Consider the following 16271-nt stretch of genomic DNA (forward strand, 5'->3'; position numbering starts at 1 on the left):
CGCGATGTTCGCCCGTTTCGTGGGACGGGTCCCGGGACCTGGTGCGGTGATACGTGGGTGCGCCCGGTGGCCCGGCCCGGGGCGTTCCGGCCGTGATCCAGGTGCGCGGCGAACGCCCGTGCCGGCGCATGTCGCCGTCGACGGCCCCTGGCCGGCGGGGTTCGGCGAGCCCCGACCGGGGGTGTTGCCTGCCGGCTTTCGCCGTCGGTGGCCTGTGTCGCCGGGTAGCGGGGCGGTGCGCAGCGCGGAGGTTGTCCGATGGGGCGGCCCGCTCGACCGGCCGGCGACCACGGGCTCCAGTCCGCCCGGCAGTCGGCGGCGGCCACGGATCGTCCGCCCGTCGGCGTGGGGCCGGACGGCTGCTGCGTCTCCGGCCGCGCCTTGGGGCCGGATGGGGTGGCCGCTGGGCACCGGCACCACCGCGCAGCGTGGTCGTATGGATCGAATCTGCGAGGTGCCTGGCTATCTATACCTTGCATCTGCGAGGATGAGCGCCGCACTCGGCGGCTTCTGCCGGCGTTTGTGGGTGTCGGCCTTGCTCTCTGGGAGAGGTGCGCGTGACTAGGATCCCGGCCGTGAACATGTTCGGGATCGGTGATGCGGCGGCTCTGCTCGGAGTGAGTGCGGACACGGTGCGGCGGTGGGTGGACTCCGGTCGGCTCGACGCGCGGCGGGACGAGAACGGTCGGCGGGTGGTGGAGGGCGCGGCGTTGGCCGCGTTCGCTCGCTCGGCGGCGGCCGGGGACGCTCGTGCGGACAGTGAGCGGCTCGGCTGGTCGTCGGCGCGGAACCGCTTCCGCGGCATCGTCACCGACGTCCGCAAGGACACGGTGATGGCCCAGGTCGAGATCCAGGCCGGGCCGTACCGGGTGGTCTCGTTGATGAGCGCCGAGGCCGCGGACGAACTCGGCCTTGCGGTCGGGGTGCTCGCCACGGCAGTGGTGAAGTCGACGAATGTCATGGTGGAGCGGACCGAGGGAGCGCGCGAGCACTCCCTCGATTAGTGGGGAGTGAACACACGATGGGTGCAATGGGCACGGTGCGGACCCGACGTGCGGTTTCGGCCGCGTTGCTCGCGGGGGCCTTGATCGCCCTCGCCGGCTGCGGCAGCGACGACGACAAGGACGACAAGAAGGTCGGCGGGGCCACTCCGCCGGTCAATGCGAACACGTCCGCGCCCGCCGCCGGCGCCAAGGAACTCAAGGGCACCGTCAACGTGTTCGCCGCCGCGTCGCTGACCGAGACGTTCAGTGCGCTGGGCAAGCAGTTCGAGGCCGCGCACCCGGGTGTCACGGTCAAGTTCAACTACCTCGGCAGCTCGGCGCTGGCGGCGAGCATCAACCAGGGCGCGCCCGCCGACGTGTTCGCGTCCGCCGACGAGAAGAACATGAAGCTCGTCACCGATGCCAAGAACGCCGACGGCACGCCCACCGCGTTCGCCAAGAACACGTTGCAGATCGCGGTGGCGCCGGGCAACCCGAAGAACATCAAGTCGCTCGCCGACCTCAAGCAGGACGGCCTCAAGGTCGCCCAGTGCGCCCCGCAGGTCCCGTGCGGCGCCGCCGCCAAGACCGCCCTCGACGCGGCCGGCGTCAAGTTCACCCCTTCCACGCTGGAGCAGGACGTCAAGGCCGCCCTGACCAAGCTCACCCTCGGCGAGGTGGACGCCGCACTCGTCTACCGCACCGACGTCAAGGCGGCCGGCGCCAAGGCGGTCGGCGTGGACTTCCCCGAGTCCGCGCAGGCGGTCAACACGTACCCGATCGTCCCGCTCGCCAAGGCGCCCAACGGCGACGCGGCCAAGGCGTTCGTGGCGTTCGTGCTGTCCGAGCCCGGCCGGACGGCCCTGACGGCGGCGGGCTTCCAGGCACCGTGATCGAACCTCCCCGGGTCCCCGGCCGTCGTGAGCGATCGGTACGCCTGCGACCCACACGCCTGCGACCCGCACGCACGCGGGCCGATCGCTCCCGACGCGGCGGCGCGCCACTGGCACTGCTCGTACCCGGCCTGATCGGCCTGGTGTTCCTGGTGCTGCCGCTGCTCGGGCTGCTCATCCGGGCGCCGTGGAGCGACCTGGGGAGTCAGCTCGGCAGTACCGAGGTCCGCGAGGCGCTCAAGCTCTCGCTGTTCACCGCGACCGTGGCCACCGGCATCGTGTTGGTGCTGGGTGTGCCGTTGGCCTGGTTGTTGGCCCGGACCGAGTTTCCCGGCCGCCGACTGGTGCGGGCGCTGGTCACCCTGCCGCTGGTGTTGCCGCCCGTGGTGGGCGGTGTCGCGCTGCTTCTGGTGCTCGGCCGCAAGGGCATCGTCGGCGAGTGGCTGGACGACACCTTCGGCTACACGCTGCCGTTCACCACGACCGGCGTGATCGTGGCCGAGGCGTTCGTGGCGATGCCGTTCCTGGTGATCAGTGTCGAGGGTGCGCTGCGGGCGGCCGATCCGCGCTACGAGGAGGCCGCCGCGACGCTGGGTGCGTCCCGCTGGACCGCGTTCCGCCGGGTTACCCTGCCGCTGATCGCGCCGGGCGTGGCGGCGGGCGCGGTGCTCGCGTGGGCGCGCGCGCTCGGCGAGTTCGGCGCGACCATCACCTTCGCCGGCAACTTCCCGGGCAAGACCCAGACCATGCCGCTCGCCGTCTACCTGGCCCTGGAAACCGACCCGGAGGCGGCGATCGTGCTCTCCCTCGTGTTGTTGGCGGTGTCCGTGCTGATCCTGGCCGGCCTGCGCGAGCGCTGGATGACCACCTCATGACCGGCCCGTCCGAGGAGACTCGCCCGTCCGAGGAGACCGGCCGGACCGAGGAGACCCGCCCGTCCGAGGAGACCGGCCCGTCCGACGAGACCCGCCCGGCACCCGCCCCCGGCCTCGACGCCCACCTCGTCGTCACCCGCGACGCCTTCCGCCTCGACGTGCAGCTCACCGCCGCCCCCGGCGAGGTGGTCGCCCTGCTCGGCCCCAACGGCGCCGGCAAGAGCACCGCGCTGCGCGCCCTGGCCGGCCTCACCCCGCTCGGCGCCGGCCACACCCGGCTCGCCGGCGTCGACCTGGAGGATCCGAAGCGGCGGCTGTACACCCCGCCCGAGCGGCGTCCGGTCGGCGTGGTCTTCCAGGACTACCTGCTCTTCCCGCACCTGTCCGCGCTGGAGAACGTCGCCTTCGGGCTGCGCTGTCAGGGCGTCGGCCGGCGCGAGGCCCGGAGCCTGGCGGCGGACTGGCTGGACCGGGTCGGCCTGGCCGAACACGCGGGCGTCAAGCCGGGCCGGCTCTCCGGCGGGCAGGCCCAGCGGGTGGCGCTCGCCCGCGCGCTGGCCACCCATCCGCGACTGCTGCTCCTGGACGAGCCGTTGGCCGCGCTGGACGCCCGTACCCGGGTGGCGGTGCGGGCCACGCTGCGTCGGCATCTGGCCGACTTCGACGGGGTCGCGGTGGTGATCACCCACGACCCGCTGGACGCGATGGTGCTGGCCGACCGGCTCACCGTGATCGAGGCGGGCCGCGCGGTCCAGAGCGGCACGCCGGCGGAGGTGGCCCGCCATCCGCGCACCGACTACGTGGCCCGTCTGGTGGGCCTGAACCTCTACCGCGGCAGCACCTCGGCCGGCGGCGTCGACCTGCCCGCCGGGCAGCGCCTGGTGGTGGCCGAACTCCCGGACGCCGAAGAGGTGTTCGTGGCCTTCCCGCCGGCCGCGGTGACGCTGTACCGGACCCGTCCGGACGGCAGCCCGCGCAACCTGTGGCAGGTCGAGGTGGACGGCATGGAACTGCACGGCGACACCGTCCGGGTCGAACTGACCGGCCCGGTGCCGCTGCTCGCCGACGTCACACCGCTCGCGGTCGCCGAACTCGAACTGGCGCCGGGCAAGCCGGTATGGGCGGCGGTCAAGGCGACGGAGGCCCGCGCGTACCCCGCCTGACCACCGCACCCACCGCACCCGGCGCACCGAAGCGGGCCCGCCGCGGGCACGTCGGGGCGCGATGACAGTGCGACCGTGCACCATGGTGTTCGTGACGAGCCTGACCACCACGGAAGCGACCCGCGCGCGGATGAGTCGCCAGCGCAGCAAGGACACCGGCGTCGAGGTCGCCCTGCGGCGCGTGCTGCACGGCATGGGCCTGCGCTACCGCGTGCACCGCCGCCCCCTCAAGGGCATCCGCCGCGAGGCGGACGTCGTGTTCGGCCCGACCAAGGTCGCCGTCTACGTCGACGGCTGCTTCTGGCACGGGTGTCCGCAGCACGCGACCTGGCCCAAACGCAACGCCGAGTTCTGGAAGGCCAAGATCGAGGGGAACCGCACTCGCGACCTGGACACCGACCGACGAATGGCCGAGGCCGGCTGGCTCGTGGTGCGGGTCTGGGAGCACGAGGACGCGGCCACGGCGGCGGCCAGGGTTCGGGATGCCGTGATCGCGAGGCGCGCGGCCGGCTAACCTGTCCGCATGGCACGACCCATCACCATGATCGACCTGTTCGCGGGCTGCGGTGGAATGACGTCCGGGTTCGCCGCCGCGAAGGGCTTTCGGCCGGTCATGGCGGTCGAGTGGAATCTGCACGCCGCCGCGACCTACGCCGCCAATTTCGGCGACGCGCACATGCGCTGGGGCGACATCGCGGAGATCCCGGACAGGGACATCCCGCGGGCCGACCTGATCATCGGCGGCCCGCCCTGCCAGGGCTTCTCCAACCTGGGCAGCCGCAACGTGGAGGACCCGCGCAACAAGCTCTGGAAGGAATACCTGCGCTTCGTGCGTCGGGCCAGGCCCAAGGTGTTCGTGATCGAGAACGTGGACCGCTTCCAGAAGTCCGCCGAGTTCGCGCTGCTGCTCGCCGAGGCGCAGCCCGGCGGCCTCCTGGAGGGGTACGTGCTCACCGACGCGCTGCTCCCGGCGGTGGACTACGGAGTCCCGCAGCGCCGCAAGCGGGCGATCGTGATCGGCTCCCGGATCGGCGAGATCAGCGTCCCGGAGCCGACCCACGGCCCCGGCCGATCGCAGCGCTGGAACACCGTGCGGGACGCGATCGAGCACCTGCCGCGCGTGCCCGGCACGACCAGCCTGCCGGTCTCCCGGACCGAGTTCTTCGGCCGCGTCGTGCCCGGCGTGTTCAAGGAGGCCGACCTGCACCTGGCCCGCACGCCGATCGAGCGCTCGCTGCTGCGCTACGACTGCGTGCCGCCCGGCGGCGGCCGCTTCGATCTGCCGGACCACCTGCTGCCGGACTGCTGGCGGAACAAGAAGACCGGGACGACGGACGTGATGGGCCGGATGCGCTGGGACCACCCGTCGCTGACCATCAGGACCGAGTTCTACAAGCCCGAGAAGGGCCAATACCTGCATCCGCAGTGGAACCCGGACGATCCGACCGACCGGGTCAACCGCCCGATCACGCATCGGGAGGCGGCCCGGCTCCAGTCCTTCCCGGAGACCTTCGTGTGGTGCGGCTCCAAGACCGAGATCGCCCGGCAGATCGGCAACGCGGTGCCGCCGCGGCTCGCGGAGGCGATCGCTCGGCACCTGAAGCCGCGATTGCAGGCCGCGCGGTAGGGGGCGACATCCCCTCCGCCGGGGCTCCGGGCTCAGGTGCTCGGCAGGTCCTCGTCCGCGCCGTCGTCCGTGCCCTCCGTGTCCACGCCGTACAACCGCGGCGGTAGCTGCTGCTCCGCCCAGTCCAGGTCCGCGTCCAGGTCGAGCCAGATCCGGTCGAGGCGGTCGGCCGGCGCGTCCAGGTGGATCGCGACCCAGGTGAAGATGCCGCACACGGTGGTCCGGTCACGGTCCGGTGCGACGATCTGGGCGGCGAACCAGACGGCCACCCCGGCGCGGGTGGGGATCAGGTACTGCTCGTCGTCCGGGGCCGGCCGGCCCGTGGTGGCGCAGCGCGGCGGTTCGAGGATCTTCATCCAGGTCAGCGCGGCGCCGGGAGCCTGGTCCTCGAAGCACTCGGTGACCGACTCGCGGATCGCGCCGGCCGGGTCGTCGCCGAGCCAGCCGAACCACGCGTCGTCCCGGAGCAGCTTGGCGAAGTCGTCCTGCGGCGGCCCGTGCCGCGGGTTCTCCCGGTACTCGCCGGTCAACAGCCCGTCCGGACCCACCACCCACGCGCCTCGGATTGCCTCGCCGGGGACGTAGCCGTTGGGGTCGTCGGCGAACGCCGGGTCGATCTCGGCGACCGACCCGCCCGGGCTCCGGGTGGCCGCGGCGAGCAGCCCCGGATCGTCCGGAACCTGCCGACGCGCTCCGGATTCGTCCCGGGACTCACCCATGTATGCCACTCTCCCGTGTTGTCGACGACGTCACAGGGCCATCGATCCGGCCCGCGACGAGTGCGCAATTCTCGCGCATCCGGCGCGGACCCGGTCGACCACCCTCGGGGCGGGGCAACTCCCGAGCCGCCGGCTCAGCGTCCCCAGGCGATGGTGATCGCGGCGGTGTGTTCGGCGACCCGTTCGCGGGCGTCGGCGGCCTCGGCGGGGCGGCCCAGGGCGTCGGCGAGGCGGGCCCGGCCGAGCCAGTTGTACGGGCTGGTCGGGCGCAGGTTGACGCGTTCGCTGAGCAGCGTCCGGGCCAGGTCGTGCCGGTCGCTCCGCAGGGCCGCCTCGACCAGGGTCTGCTGGATCGCGTCGCGTTGGGCGTGGCTGCCGCCGAAGGTGTTCAGGCGGTGTCGAATCGGGAGGAGCAGGTCGACGGTCTCGGTGTAGTGCCCCTGCTCGAAGGCCACCAGCGCGCGGCAGACCGGCAGTCCGACCGCCGCGGTCATCGTGTGGTTGGTCACGCCCGGGTGCGGATCGGCGAGCCAGGTCTCGCGGTCGCGGACCACGGCCTGCGCGTCGGCGATCCGGCCGGCGCCGAGCAGGGCCATCACCGCGTGGGTGTCGTTGAACGCGTAGTACGGGCCGTCCGCGCGGGCCGCCCACGCGTCGGCGAGCCGGCGCCAGCGCTCGACCTGCGGGTCGCCCGCCAGGTGCAGGCGCCACAACAGGGCCGAGGCGTCCAGCAGTTCCATCGCCAGGCCGGCCGACCGGTCGTGGTGCAGGACGGCGTCGTGGATGGCCAGCGCCCGATCGTTGGCCCCGGCTTCGATCGAGAACAGGCCGTAGTGCCACCAGTTGTGCACGTTCAGGTAGTTGCCGCCGGTCCAGTCGGTGGTCCGGGCGTCCATGAAGCGGATGCCCTCGGCGAAGCGACCCTGCATCTCGTACGTGTGCACCACCGCGTGGATCGCCCACACGTCGCGCGGATTCGCCGCCACCGCGGCCAGCCCGGTCTCTTCGGAGCGCGCGTAGTGGCCGGCCTCCTCCAGGCCGAACGCGGCCATGCCCAGCACCGGCCCGTAGTGCGGATCGTCCCGGTCCCACGCGCTGAGCACGCCGCCGACCCGGTCGCGCAACCGGAGCGCGTCGCCGGTGAGGAAGTCGATCTGATGGCCGACCAGCAGCGCGAGCGCGTCCCGGGGATACGCGACGACCAACTCGTGCAGGATGTCGCCGGCCCGGCGGATGTCGCCGGCCAACCACGCGTCGGCGGCCCGCAGATGCGCGACCTCGCGTGCGCCGACCCTGGTCGGGGTGGGCACGAACGCGGCGTAGCGTTCGCGCGCGGCGGCGGCGTCGCGCGATTCGGTGCCCAACAGGCCGAGATAGGCCGCGAACACGTTGGCCATCGGCGCACCGGGATCGGCCGCCAGCGCCGCCTCGACCTCGGTGCCCACCTCCGGCCGGAAGAACAGCAGCGCGTCCAGCGCGCGTTCGTAGTGCCGGATCGCCTCCGGGCCCATGCCGGACAGGTCGAGCCCGTGCCGATCCACCGTGCTCATCGTGGGGTCCTTCCGTCGCGCCGGATCACCCCCGATTAAACACGGCACGGCGGGGGTCGGTCGGCATCGACCGCCGGGCGTCACCCGCACGTGACGCCCGGCGCGCCCGCTCAGGCGTGCGCGGGCCGTGCCGCGGCAAACTCCGACAACGCGGTGTCCAGGGGCGTCGCCGTTACGCCCAGGATCCTCGTCGTCAACGTCGCGTCGAGTGTGGAGTCGCCCTCGGTGAGGTAGAGCATCTCCTCGACCTCCGCCATGATCGGGTCCCGGCGGCCGATCGTGCGTACCTCCTCGGCGGTCATCCGGGTCAGGCGCGGCTCGGGCGAGCCGGTCAGCGCGGCGAGGCGGGCGGTCGTCGCCCGGATGGATCGGGTCGAGGACGGTACGTGCCAGGCCCGGCCCCACGATCGGGCGGAGCGTGCCGCCGCGACCAGGGTGCGGGCCACGTCGCCGGTGTACGTCCAACTCTGCGCCGCGTCCAGGTTGCCGGGGAGCGCTGCGGGGGTGCCGGCGAGCACGTGCGGGACGACCAGGAAGTTGTACAGCGAGTTCGCACCCGCCCCGACGAAGTCGCTCGCGCGTACCTCGGTGACCCGTACCCGGCCCGCGTCGTGCGCGGCGAGCGCGTCGGTCCACATCGCGGCGCGCACCCGGCCCTTGACGGTGCTCGGCGCCATCGGCAGGTCCTCGGTCATCGGCCCGTCCACCGGGCCGTAGCCGTATACGTTGCCGAGCATCACATAGCGCGCCCCCGTGCGCTCCGCCGCCGTCAGCAGCGCGCCGGCCAGCGGCGGCCAGTCGGTGGGCCAGCGGTGGTAGGCCGGCATCGCGCAGTTGAACAACGTCTCGGCTCCTTGCGTGAGTTCGACCAGGCGGGCGGCATCGGTCGCGTCGACGGCGTGGCGTTCGATCAGCGGATGGTCCGGGCCGGTTCCGCGGCGGGTGAACACCCGGACCCGCTCGCCGGAGCCGGCGAGCAGCAGCGCGGTGGCGGTGCCGGTGGCGCCGGCGCCGACCACGACGTGGTGGGGGGAAGAGGACGAGGACATGCGTGCTCCAGGACAAAGAGGAGGGGAAGGAAGGGTGTCCGAAGGGGACGTGTCCAGCCTCCGTCCGCGCCGGGTCGTACGGTAGTGGCCGGAATGCCAAACATCCGGAGGTTCGGGCCATGCATCGAATAGCCGTCGTGGCCGTGCCACCGGTGACCACCTTCGACCTGTCCATCCCGGAACTGGTGCTCGGTGCGGTCGATGTGGTCGACGGCGTGGCCGGCTACCGGGTCCGGGTGTGTACCGCCGAGCCGGGCGCCGTGGTCGGCACCGGCAGCCTGGACATCGTGGTGCCGCACGGCCTGGACGCGATGCACGACGCCGACACGGTGATCGTCACCGGCACCGGTGCCCGTGCGGACGCGGACCCGCGCGTCCTGGCCGCGCTGCGTACCGCCGCGGCGGCGGGCAAGCGGGTGGCGTCGATCTGCACCGGCGCGTTCGTGCTGGCGCAGGCGGGCCTGTTGGACGGGCGCGCGGCCACCACGTACTGGACGATGACCGAGGAGTTCCGCCGCCGCTTCCCGGCCGTGGACTTGCGGCCGGACGTGCTGTACGTCGAGGACGGGCCGATCCTGACCTCGGCCGGCCTGTCCGCCGGGATCGACCTGTGCCTGCACCTGATCCGGACCGACTACGGCGCGGCCACCGCCAACATCGTCGCCCGCCTGGTCGTCGCGGCACCGGTACGCCCGGGCGGCCAGGCCCAGTTCATCGAATCCCCGCTGCCCCCGGAAAGCGGCGTATCGCTCGCCGGCACCCGGGCCTGGGCGCTGGCCCGCCTCGACGAACCCCTCACCCTGGCCGACCTGGCCGCGCACGCGAGCACCAGCGTGCGTACCCTGACCCGCCGCTTCCAAGCCGAGACGAGCCTCAGCCCGTTGCAGTGGCTGCTTCACCAACGGGTGGACCGTGCACGAGAGTTGCTGGAGACCACCGACCTGTCGATGGAACTGGTCGCGCAGCACAGCGGCATCGGCACCACCGACTCGCTGCGCAAGCACCTGGTGCGCCGGACCGGGCTGACCCCGAGCGGCTACCGTGCCGCGTTCAGCCGGATTCGGGTCGATACCGCAGGTCGGGCCCGACGCAGGTCGCCGACCCGGAGTTTGTGAACCGGCCATTCGGCGTTGCGCCGGGTGTGGAACAGTCGCGACATGAACGATTCTGTTCGACCGGACCACGGCGAGGGTGTGGTGCAGGACTTCGATCACGACGACACGCCGTACACGTGCCATGGCAGCGGGAATTCCGAGGTCGGAGTGGCCTTCCCGGTGCCCGGGAGTCCGGCGTTGCTCCAGGTGGTCAAGCCAGCCGGAACCAGCCTGGATCTGTGGTCCGTGCCCGAACCCGGTTCGCCGTTCGGGGATTTCCTGTACTCGGCGCCCGAACAGGGCGAAGAGGGGAGCCTGTTGGTGCACGACACCGGTCCGGGCGCCCTGCGCATGCTCAAGGTGGTCAGCGACGGATCCTGGACGCTGCAACTGAAGGAACCCGGTGCGGCGCGCGAACTCGTCGACACGCTCGCGGGCCACGGCTGCGAGGTCGTGCGCTACGACGGCCCCGGGTGCGTGGCCACGCTGGTCGCCGACGTGCACGGGGCCGGGGGCAACGCGCGCATTCGGGTGTTGCCCGAATCCGGGGTGGCGGCATTCGCGATGGACCCGGCCGACTCGTCGGCCGAACAGGCGGACGACTCGGCCGAAGTCGCGTTCCTGGGTGCCGGTCGGTACGCCATCACCCTCGACGGCCCACGACTCGTGGTCGTACTGACCCGGGACGACTGGCAGTTGTCGACGGAGGAGGCCGGCCCGGACGAGAGCGGTCCGTCTGCCGGGCCGCCGGCTCATCGCGGGATGGGCTCGCGCACGGTCGGGGTCACCCTGCCCGACCCCGATGAGCCGGCCGTCCTGGAGGTACTCGCGTTCGCGAACCTGTGCGTGAACGTGCCGGAATGGCCGCTTCGGGAAAACGTGTTCCACACCTACGAGGTGGGACCGGGGTACCCGACGCGCTATCTGCTGGTCCCCAAGCCGAGGCGCGGTGCTCCCGTCGAGATCGAACTGGAGGCGCGGGACGCCGAGTGGGAGCTGCGGGTCGTCCCGCCGGCCGGTGCGCAGCGGTTGGGTTCGCGCCACACGGGCCTGGGGAGCGACGTGCTGCGCTATGACGGGCCGCCGGCACGCCTGGTACTGCACGAGCCGACGGGTCGACCGACGATCCGCCGATGGGCCCGAAATCCGCTGGGGGAGTGGAGCTGTACCCGACTGAGCGGCGCTGCGGGGGACATGACATCGGTCATCGGTGTCGGCCTCGAACCGGACACGATCAGTGTGTCGGAGCAGGGCTCCTGGGTGATCTCGGCACTTCCGGTCGAGCACATTCGTGACTTCGACCGTTCGCTCACCGGACGTGGCCCGGAACTCGTTCGGTACACCGGACCCGATGCCACGCTCGACGTGCGGGCGGGAGCGGTCCGGGCGGCCCGGGTGATCGTGGGAATTCCGACACTCGAACCGAATCGGGCCGGCCGCGACGCGGTGGCCGCCCGTAGCTCACTCCGCAAGGCCGGCAAGCCGGTGCGCTTCGAGGTGGCGGCCGGCTTCCTGACCGTCACCGCGGCAGAGGGGCAGTCCTGGCGGATCGAGGCACACCCACGATGAGCGCCCCGCCCGACCGGGCCCGAGGGCACGGAGAGGACGACACCCCGTTCACCCACCGGGGCTTCGGCGACGCGGACGTGGTGCTCGACGTTCCGGTGCGGGGTCGGATCGCCCTGGTCCGGATCGAGAGCGCGCCGGGTGAACAACTGCGTCTGTGGCGGATCGAGCGGCCGGGTGGACCGGTCGGGTGGTGTGCCTACGACGGGCCGGCCGAGGGCTCCGACGCGAGCATCTTGACCGTGGACGGGCAAGGACGCGTGCTGCGGGCGGTGCGGGTCCGGTGCGCCGGCGCGTGGTCGCTCCGGCTCAGGGACCCGGACGCGGTCCGGGAGTTCGAGCGCTCGATCGCGGGTGTCGGCAGCGAGGTGCTCCGGTATACCGGGCCGCTGGGGGTGGGCAGGCTGATCGGTACGCGATCGGGCGGGCCGGTCGACGTGCGTCTGTTGCCACCATCGGCGGGGGCGGACGCTGCGGCGGGGACCTGGCAGGAGATCGATCCGCATCCAGAACAGCCTTGGCAGTCCTGGGAGTTCGGCGTGGTCGGGCCACAGATGATGGTCGTCACCGCGCGCGGACCGTGGTCGATCGACGTCGAGCCGACACCGTCGATCCGGCCCGATCTGCCCGAGGGCACGTTCGTGCTGCACGGCGTGGGCGACCTCACGGCGATCGTGCCGATCCCGGACGCGGGCGAGGCCGCGGTGTTGGAGGTGGTCTGGGTGTCCGGGGCCACGTTCACCGTGGCGTGCGAGGCGTCCGGGGACTACGGGGCTCCCCGCCATCTGCTCGGGCCGGATCGGCCGTGTCTGCGCTTTCGGCTCGGCGCCGAACTTCGGGCGCGTGGTGTGCCGGTCCGGATCCTGGGGCGGGGGAGCGAATGGGAGCTGCGCACGACCACGCCCGGTGCCACGCGTACCGGTACCGGTCTGGGGGTGGCCGACTTCGACGCCGCCGAGGTGGCCGGCTTCCCGAAGCTGCCCATGCGGGTGATCCTCGGCCGCGACGCACCGGGCGCGGACGTGGAGTCGGGGGCCGGGCAGTGGCCGCGGCCGGCCTGGGCGCCCGGGGCGGAGGGCGACGCGGGGTCGTCTCCCGGCCGGGCGGCGAACCCGCCTCGACCCGGGCGCTCCTGGGCCCGCCGCCTGGTCGACCGGCTGCGGCGTTCGTCGGACTGACCGAGCCGCCCGGACACCCCCGTCCGGGAGGCGGTCACGCCACCTCGAATTCGGCCTCCCGAATCCCCAGCAGCCGCCCCAGCTCGGCGCGCCCCACCTCGGTGGCCCGGACCGCGCGGCCCGTGCCGACCCGCTCGGTCCAGCCGCGGACTCGCAGGACCCGGCACAGTTCGGCGCCGGCCGTGCCCGCGAGGTGGTGGCGGCGTTCGGTCCAGTCCAGGCAGGGGCGGGCCAACGGGCGTTTGCTCGGCGTGGCCAGGTCGGCACCCAGGTCGGTGAACCAGGCGAGGCCGTCGTCGGTGAGCGCGAAGCCGGTGTCCTGCCGGAGCAGGTCGCGGTCGGTCAGCGCGTCGGTGATCGCCACGCCGAGCCGGCCGGCCAGGTGGTCGTAGCAGGTGCGACCCCGGGCCAGCGCCGCCCCGGCCGAGTGCGCGCGCAGCGAGTTCGCCGGCCGCGCGGTCGTGGGCGTCGCGTACGCGGCCAGGTCCTCGACCATCCGGGCCACCCCGGCGTCGGCCAGCCGCACGTAGCCGTGTCGACCCTGTCGCTCCCGGACCAGCAGGCCCCCCTCGACCAGCCTGGTCAGGTGCTCGCTGATCGTGGACGGCGCGACACCGCAGTGCCGGGCCAATTCGCCACCGGTCCAGGCACGCCGATCCAGCAGGGCCAGGCACACCGCCGCGCGGGTCTCGTCGGCGAGGAGCGCGGCGAGGGCCGCGAGCCGCGGGACGGAGTCCGGGTCGGTGGCGCGTGCGATCGAGTCCATGCCGCCATCATCGGCCGACGACGCTTCGGCCCGCGCCGAAGGGTGCGCCGCGCCGGGCCGCGTCGCGGTTTCGGCGCTCTGTCAGGATGGACGCGTGCTGCTACCTCTCGCGGGCGTCACCGTCGTCTCCCTGGAACAGGCCATCGCGGCGCCGTACGCGACCCGGCAACTGGCCGATCTCGGTGCGCGCGTGATCAAGATCGAGCGGCCCGGCGCGGGTGATTTCGCCCGTACCTACGACGAGACCGTCGAGGGACTGTCGAGCCATTTCGTCTGGGTCAACCGGGGTAAGGAAAGCCTCGCGCTCGACCTCAAGGACGAGCGGGCGGCGGAGATCCTGGACCGGTTGCTGGCCCGCGCGGACGTGTTCGTACAGAACCTGGCGCCCGGCGCGGCGGATCGCCTGGGGCTGGGCGCGGCGGAGCTGCGGGCCCGATTCCCCCGGCTGATCGTCTGTGGCATATCGGGCTACGGGACGTCCGGTCCCTATCGCGACAAGAAGGCGTACGACCTGCTCGTGCAGTGCGAGGCCGGGTTGTTGTCGATCACCGGCACGCCGGACACGCCGGCCAAGGCCGGCATCCCGATCGCCGACATCGCCGCCGCGATGTATGCCTTCACCGGCATGCTGACCGCCCTGTACGAGCGCCGGGTCACCGGCGAGGGCAGTTCGTTCGAGGTGTCCATGCTGGACGCGCTCGGCGAGTGGATGGGCTTCCCGTACTACTTCGCGACCTATGGCGGGACGCCGCCGCCGCGCACCGGGGCCCGGCACGCGGCGATCGCGCCGTACGGGCCGTATCGCGTCGGCGACGGCGGTCAGGTGTTCGTCGGCGTGCAGAACGACCGCGAGTGGGCCGCGCTGTGCGAGCGGGTGCTGGGTCGGCCGGACCTGGTCGAGGACCCGAGGTTTCGCAACAATTCGTTGCGGGTGGCCGGCAACGAGCGGCTCACCGAGCTGATCGAGGCGGCCTTCGCGGACCGCACCGCCGCCGAGATCGAGGCGAGCCTGGACGAGGTCGGCATCGCCAACGCCCGAATGCGCACCGTCGCCGAGTTCGCCGAGCACCCGCAACACGCCGCCCGGGACCGGTCGCGGCTGATCGACTCGCCCGTCGGTCCGCTGCGCGCGCTGCTGCCGCCGGTGACGGTGGCCGGCCGCGAGGCGGCGATGGGCCCGATCCCGGCGGTCGGCGAACATACCGCGGCGATCCTGGTCGAACTGGGCATCGAGGCCGACTGAGCGCTCGACGTGCCGGCCGAGCAGGGGCGCGGGGCGGACGCCGTGCCGGGCGCCTCGTTGGATGATGCCTGTATGGCTTACATCGACGGCGACGAGCACACCGGCCGGATGCGCGCGATCCGCGCCTGCGGCCGGATCCTGTCCGGGGTACGACCCACCACGGTCGCCGAACGGCTGGCCCGACTGACCGCGTACGCGGAGCGCACGCTCGACACGGACGCGTGGCCCGACGTCTACGCCGACGGCGGCGCGGTCGCCCGCCTGGAGGCCCGCACGGCCGAACTGCTCGGCACCGAGGCGGCGCTGCTGTTCCCGACCGGCACGATGGCCCAGCAGGTCGCGTTGCGCTGCCACGCCGGAGCCACCGGGTCCGACGTGGTCGGCATCCACCCCAGGGCCCATCCGCTGACCTACGAGCGGGACGCGGTCTCGGTGTTGTCCGGGCTCCGGCCGCTGGTACTCACCCACGGGCCCGGCCAGATCACCGCCGAGGACGTCCGCACCTGCGGTGAGAGGTTCGGCACGCTCTTCTACGAACTCCCGCTGCGCGACCACGGGTTCGTCCTGCCCGCGTGGGACGACCTGATCGCCGTCGTGCAGGCCGGGCGCGACCGCGACGCCGCGCTGCATCTGGACGGCGCGCGATTGTGGGAGAGCGCGGCGCATCTGGGGCGCTCCCTGAGCGAGATCGTCGACCTGTTCGACTCCGTCTACGTCTCCTACTACAAGGGCCTGGGGGCGAGTGCCGGAGCGGCGCTCGCGGGTGGCGCCGAACTGATCGAGGAGGCGCACGCGTGGCGGCACCGCTACGGCGGGCGGCCGTTCCAGGCCTGGCCGATGGCGCTGGACGCGCTCGCGGCACTGGAGGAGACCCTGCCCCGGCTGGACGCCTGGGTCGCGCACGCCGCGACGGTGGCGGCCGGCCTGGCCCGGGTGCCCGGGGCGATCGTGTTCCCGGCCGTCCCGCACACCCACCAATTCCAGATGTGGCTGCCCTATCCGGCCGCGCTGCTGGACCGGGTCGGCGTCGAGTACGCCGCCGAGCACGGGGTGTGGTTGGCCGGCCGCTGGACCGAGCCGGGCCCGCCGGGGCTTTCGTACACCGAGATCACCGTCGCCGAACCGGCCCTGGAGTGGACCGCCGACGAGGTCGCCGACGCGTTCGACGCGTTCGTGCGGCGGGTCCGCGCGAGCGGCTGACCGGGCGGGCGTGCTCCCGCGCCGGATCGATCCCCGGCTCGGGGCGGACGAGCGGGCCCGGTTGGGGCGGGCCGGGGCGGTGAGATGTGTCACCACCGGTGCCGACGCCGATCGGGGCATGTTGCGTCAAGGCGGGCCACTGAGCGATGCTGGCCCCGCGCCGGCCCTACCGGCGCGGGGAGGGCGTGGCAGGAACCCGGTGTGATCCCGGGACGGTCCCGCCACTGTGACCGGCTCCGTTGTACGACGTCCTCGGACGACTGCGACGTGACCGGGAGTCAGGAACTGCGCGTCTCACCCCGAGTCCGATGGGGCGAGGACCCCGGAGAGGCGCTCCAGGTGACGATTTCGTCCTGCCGGCGTTC

15 protein-coding genes and 1 riboswitch are annotated in these 16271 nt (G+C 72.9%); of the genes, 11 read left to right on the forward strand and 4 right to left on the reverse strand.

Annotated elements, in window-relative coordinates; all coding sequences use genetic code 11:
- Positions 1-575 precede the first annotated feature (575 nt).
- From ACFXMF_RS10900 to ACFXMF_RS10925, 6 genes are all read left to right on the forward strand, one after another.
- On the forward strand, positions 576-1004 hold the full coding sequence (locus ACFXMF_RS10900) for a helix-turn-helix transcriptional regulator (RefSeq protein ID WP_360309856.1): 429 nt from the start codon (positions 576-578) through the stop codon (positions 1002-1004).
- 26 nt (positions 1005-1030) lie between these two features.
- Positions 1031-1876, forward strand: coding sequence for a molybdate ABC transporter substrate-binding protein (gene modA / locus ACFXMF_RS10905; protein WP_360309854.1), 846 nt, complete (start codon positions 1031-1033; stop codon positions 1874-1876).
- A 59-nt stretch (positions 1877-1935) separates the two neighbouring features.
- Positions 1936-2751, forward strand: coding sequence for an ABC transporter permease (locus ACFXMF_RS10910; RefSeq protein ID WP_360309866.1), 816 nt, complete (start codon positions 1936-1938; stop codon positions 2749-2751).
- A complete protein-coding gene (locus tag ACFXMF_RS10915; protein WP_379988170.1) occupies positions 2748-3914 on the forward strand; it encodes an ABC transporter ATP-binding protein in 1167 nt (388 codons plus the stop codon). The genes ACFXMF_RS10910 and ACFXMF_RS10915 overlap by 4 nt, the downstream gene beginning before the upstream one ends.
- An 82-nt stretch (positions 3915-3996) precedes the next feature.
- Positions 3997-4428: a very short patch repair endonuclease gene (locus ACFXMF_RS10920; RefSeq protein WP_360309851.1), complete on the forward strand. Its 432-nt coding sequence runs from the start codon at positions 3997-3999 to the stop codon at positions 4426-4428.
- Positions 4429-4437: 9 nt separating this feature from the next.
- Positions 4438-5541, forward strand: a complete 1104-nt coding sequence (locus tag ACFXMF_RS10925) for a DNA cytosine methyltransferase (protein ID WP_379988171.1) — start codon at positions 4438-4440, stop codon at positions 5539-5541.
- A gap of 32 nt (positions 5542-5573) precedes the next feature.
- On the opposite strand, the gene ACFXMF_RS10930 is transcribed toward ACFXMF_RS10925, so the two are convergent.
- The 3 genes from ACFXMF_RS10930 to ACFXMF_RS10940 form a co-directional block, all read right to left on the reverse strand.
- Positions 5574-6260, reverse strand: coding sequence for a hypothetical protein (locus ACFXMF_RS10930; RefSeq protein WP_379988172.1), 687 nt, complete (start codon positions 6258-6260; stop codon positions 5574-5576).
- 134 nt (positions 6261-6394) lie between these two features.
- Positions 6395-7810: a tetratricopeptide repeat protein gene (locus ACFXMF_RS10935; protein ID WP_379988173.1), complete on the reverse strand. Its 1416-nt coding sequence runs from the start codon at positions 7808-7810 to the stop codon at positions 6395-6397.
- Between the two features lie 110 nt (positions 7811-7920).
- Positions 7921-8859 (reverse strand): NAD-dependent epimerase/dehydratase family protein, encoded by a 939-nt coding sequence (locus ACFXMF_RS10940; protein WP_379988174.1) that lies wholly within the window; start codon positions 8857-8859, stop codon positions 7921-7923.
- A 119-nt stretch (positions 8860-8978) separates the two neighbouring features.
- Here ACFXMF_RS10940 and ACFXMF_RS10945 point away from each other — a divergent pair, with 119 nt between their 5' ends.
- From ACFXMF_RS10945 to ACFXMF_RS10955, 3 genes are read left to right on the forward strand one after another with little or no spacing between them, the layout of a single operon-like run.
- A complete protein-coding gene (locus tag ACFXMF_RS10945; RefSeq protein ID WP_379988175.1) occupies positions 8979-9974 on the forward strand; it encodes a GlxA family transcriptional regulator in 996 nt (331 codons plus the stop codon).
- Positions 9975-10016: 42 nt separating this feature from the next.
- Positions 10017-11522 (forward strand): hypothetical protein, encoded by a 1506-nt coding sequence (locus ACFXMF_RS10950; RefSeq protein WP_379988176.1) that lies wholly within the window; start codon positions 10017-10019, stop codon positions 11520-11522.
- The gene (locus ACFXMF_RS10955) at positions 11519-12697 is read left to right on the forward strand and encodes a hypothetical protein (RefSeq protein ID WP_379988177.1); all 1179 of its coding nucleotides are present in this window, start codon (positions 11519-11521) and stop codon (positions 12695-12697) included. Before ACFXMF_RS10950 ends, ACFXMF_RS10955 begins: the two co-directional genes overlap by 4 nt.
- A 34-nt stretch (positions 12698-12731) precedes the next feature.
- On the opposite strand, the gene ACFXMF_RS10960 is transcribed toward ACFXMF_RS10955, so the two are convergent.
- Entirely contained in the window at positions 12732-13463 is a 732-nt protein-coding gene (locus ACFXMF_RS10960) for an ArsR/SmtB family transcription factor (RefSeq protein WP_379988178.1), read from the reverse strand.
- 94 nt (positions 13464-13557) lie between these two features.
- Between ACFXMF_RS10960 and ACFXMF_RS10965 the strand changes: the two genes are divergently transcribed.
- Together ACFXMF_RS10965 and ACFXMF_RS10970 are read left to right on the forward strand one after the other, a co-directional pair.
- Entirely contained in the window at positions 13558-14706 is a 1149-nt protein-coding gene (locus ACFXMF_RS10965) for a CaiB/BaiF CoA-transferase family protein (RefSeq protein WP_360309833.1), read from the forward strand.
- 72 nt (positions 14707-14778) lie between these two features.
- Entirely contained in the window at positions 14779-15906 is a 1128-nt protein-coding gene (locus ACFXMF_RS10970; protein WP_360309831.1) for a beta-eliminating lyase-related protein, read from the forward strand.
- Positions 15907-16095: 189 nt separating this feature from the next.
- Positions 16096-16194: riboswitch (cobalamin riboswitch) on the forward strand.
- The last annotated feature ends 77 nt before the right edge of the window (positions 16195-16271 follow it).

It is taken from the genome of Embleya sp. NPDC059213, assembly GCF_042754445.1.
Taxonomy (GTDB): domain Bacteria; phylum Actinomycetota; class Actinomycetes; order Streptomycetales; family Streptomycetaceae; genus Embleya.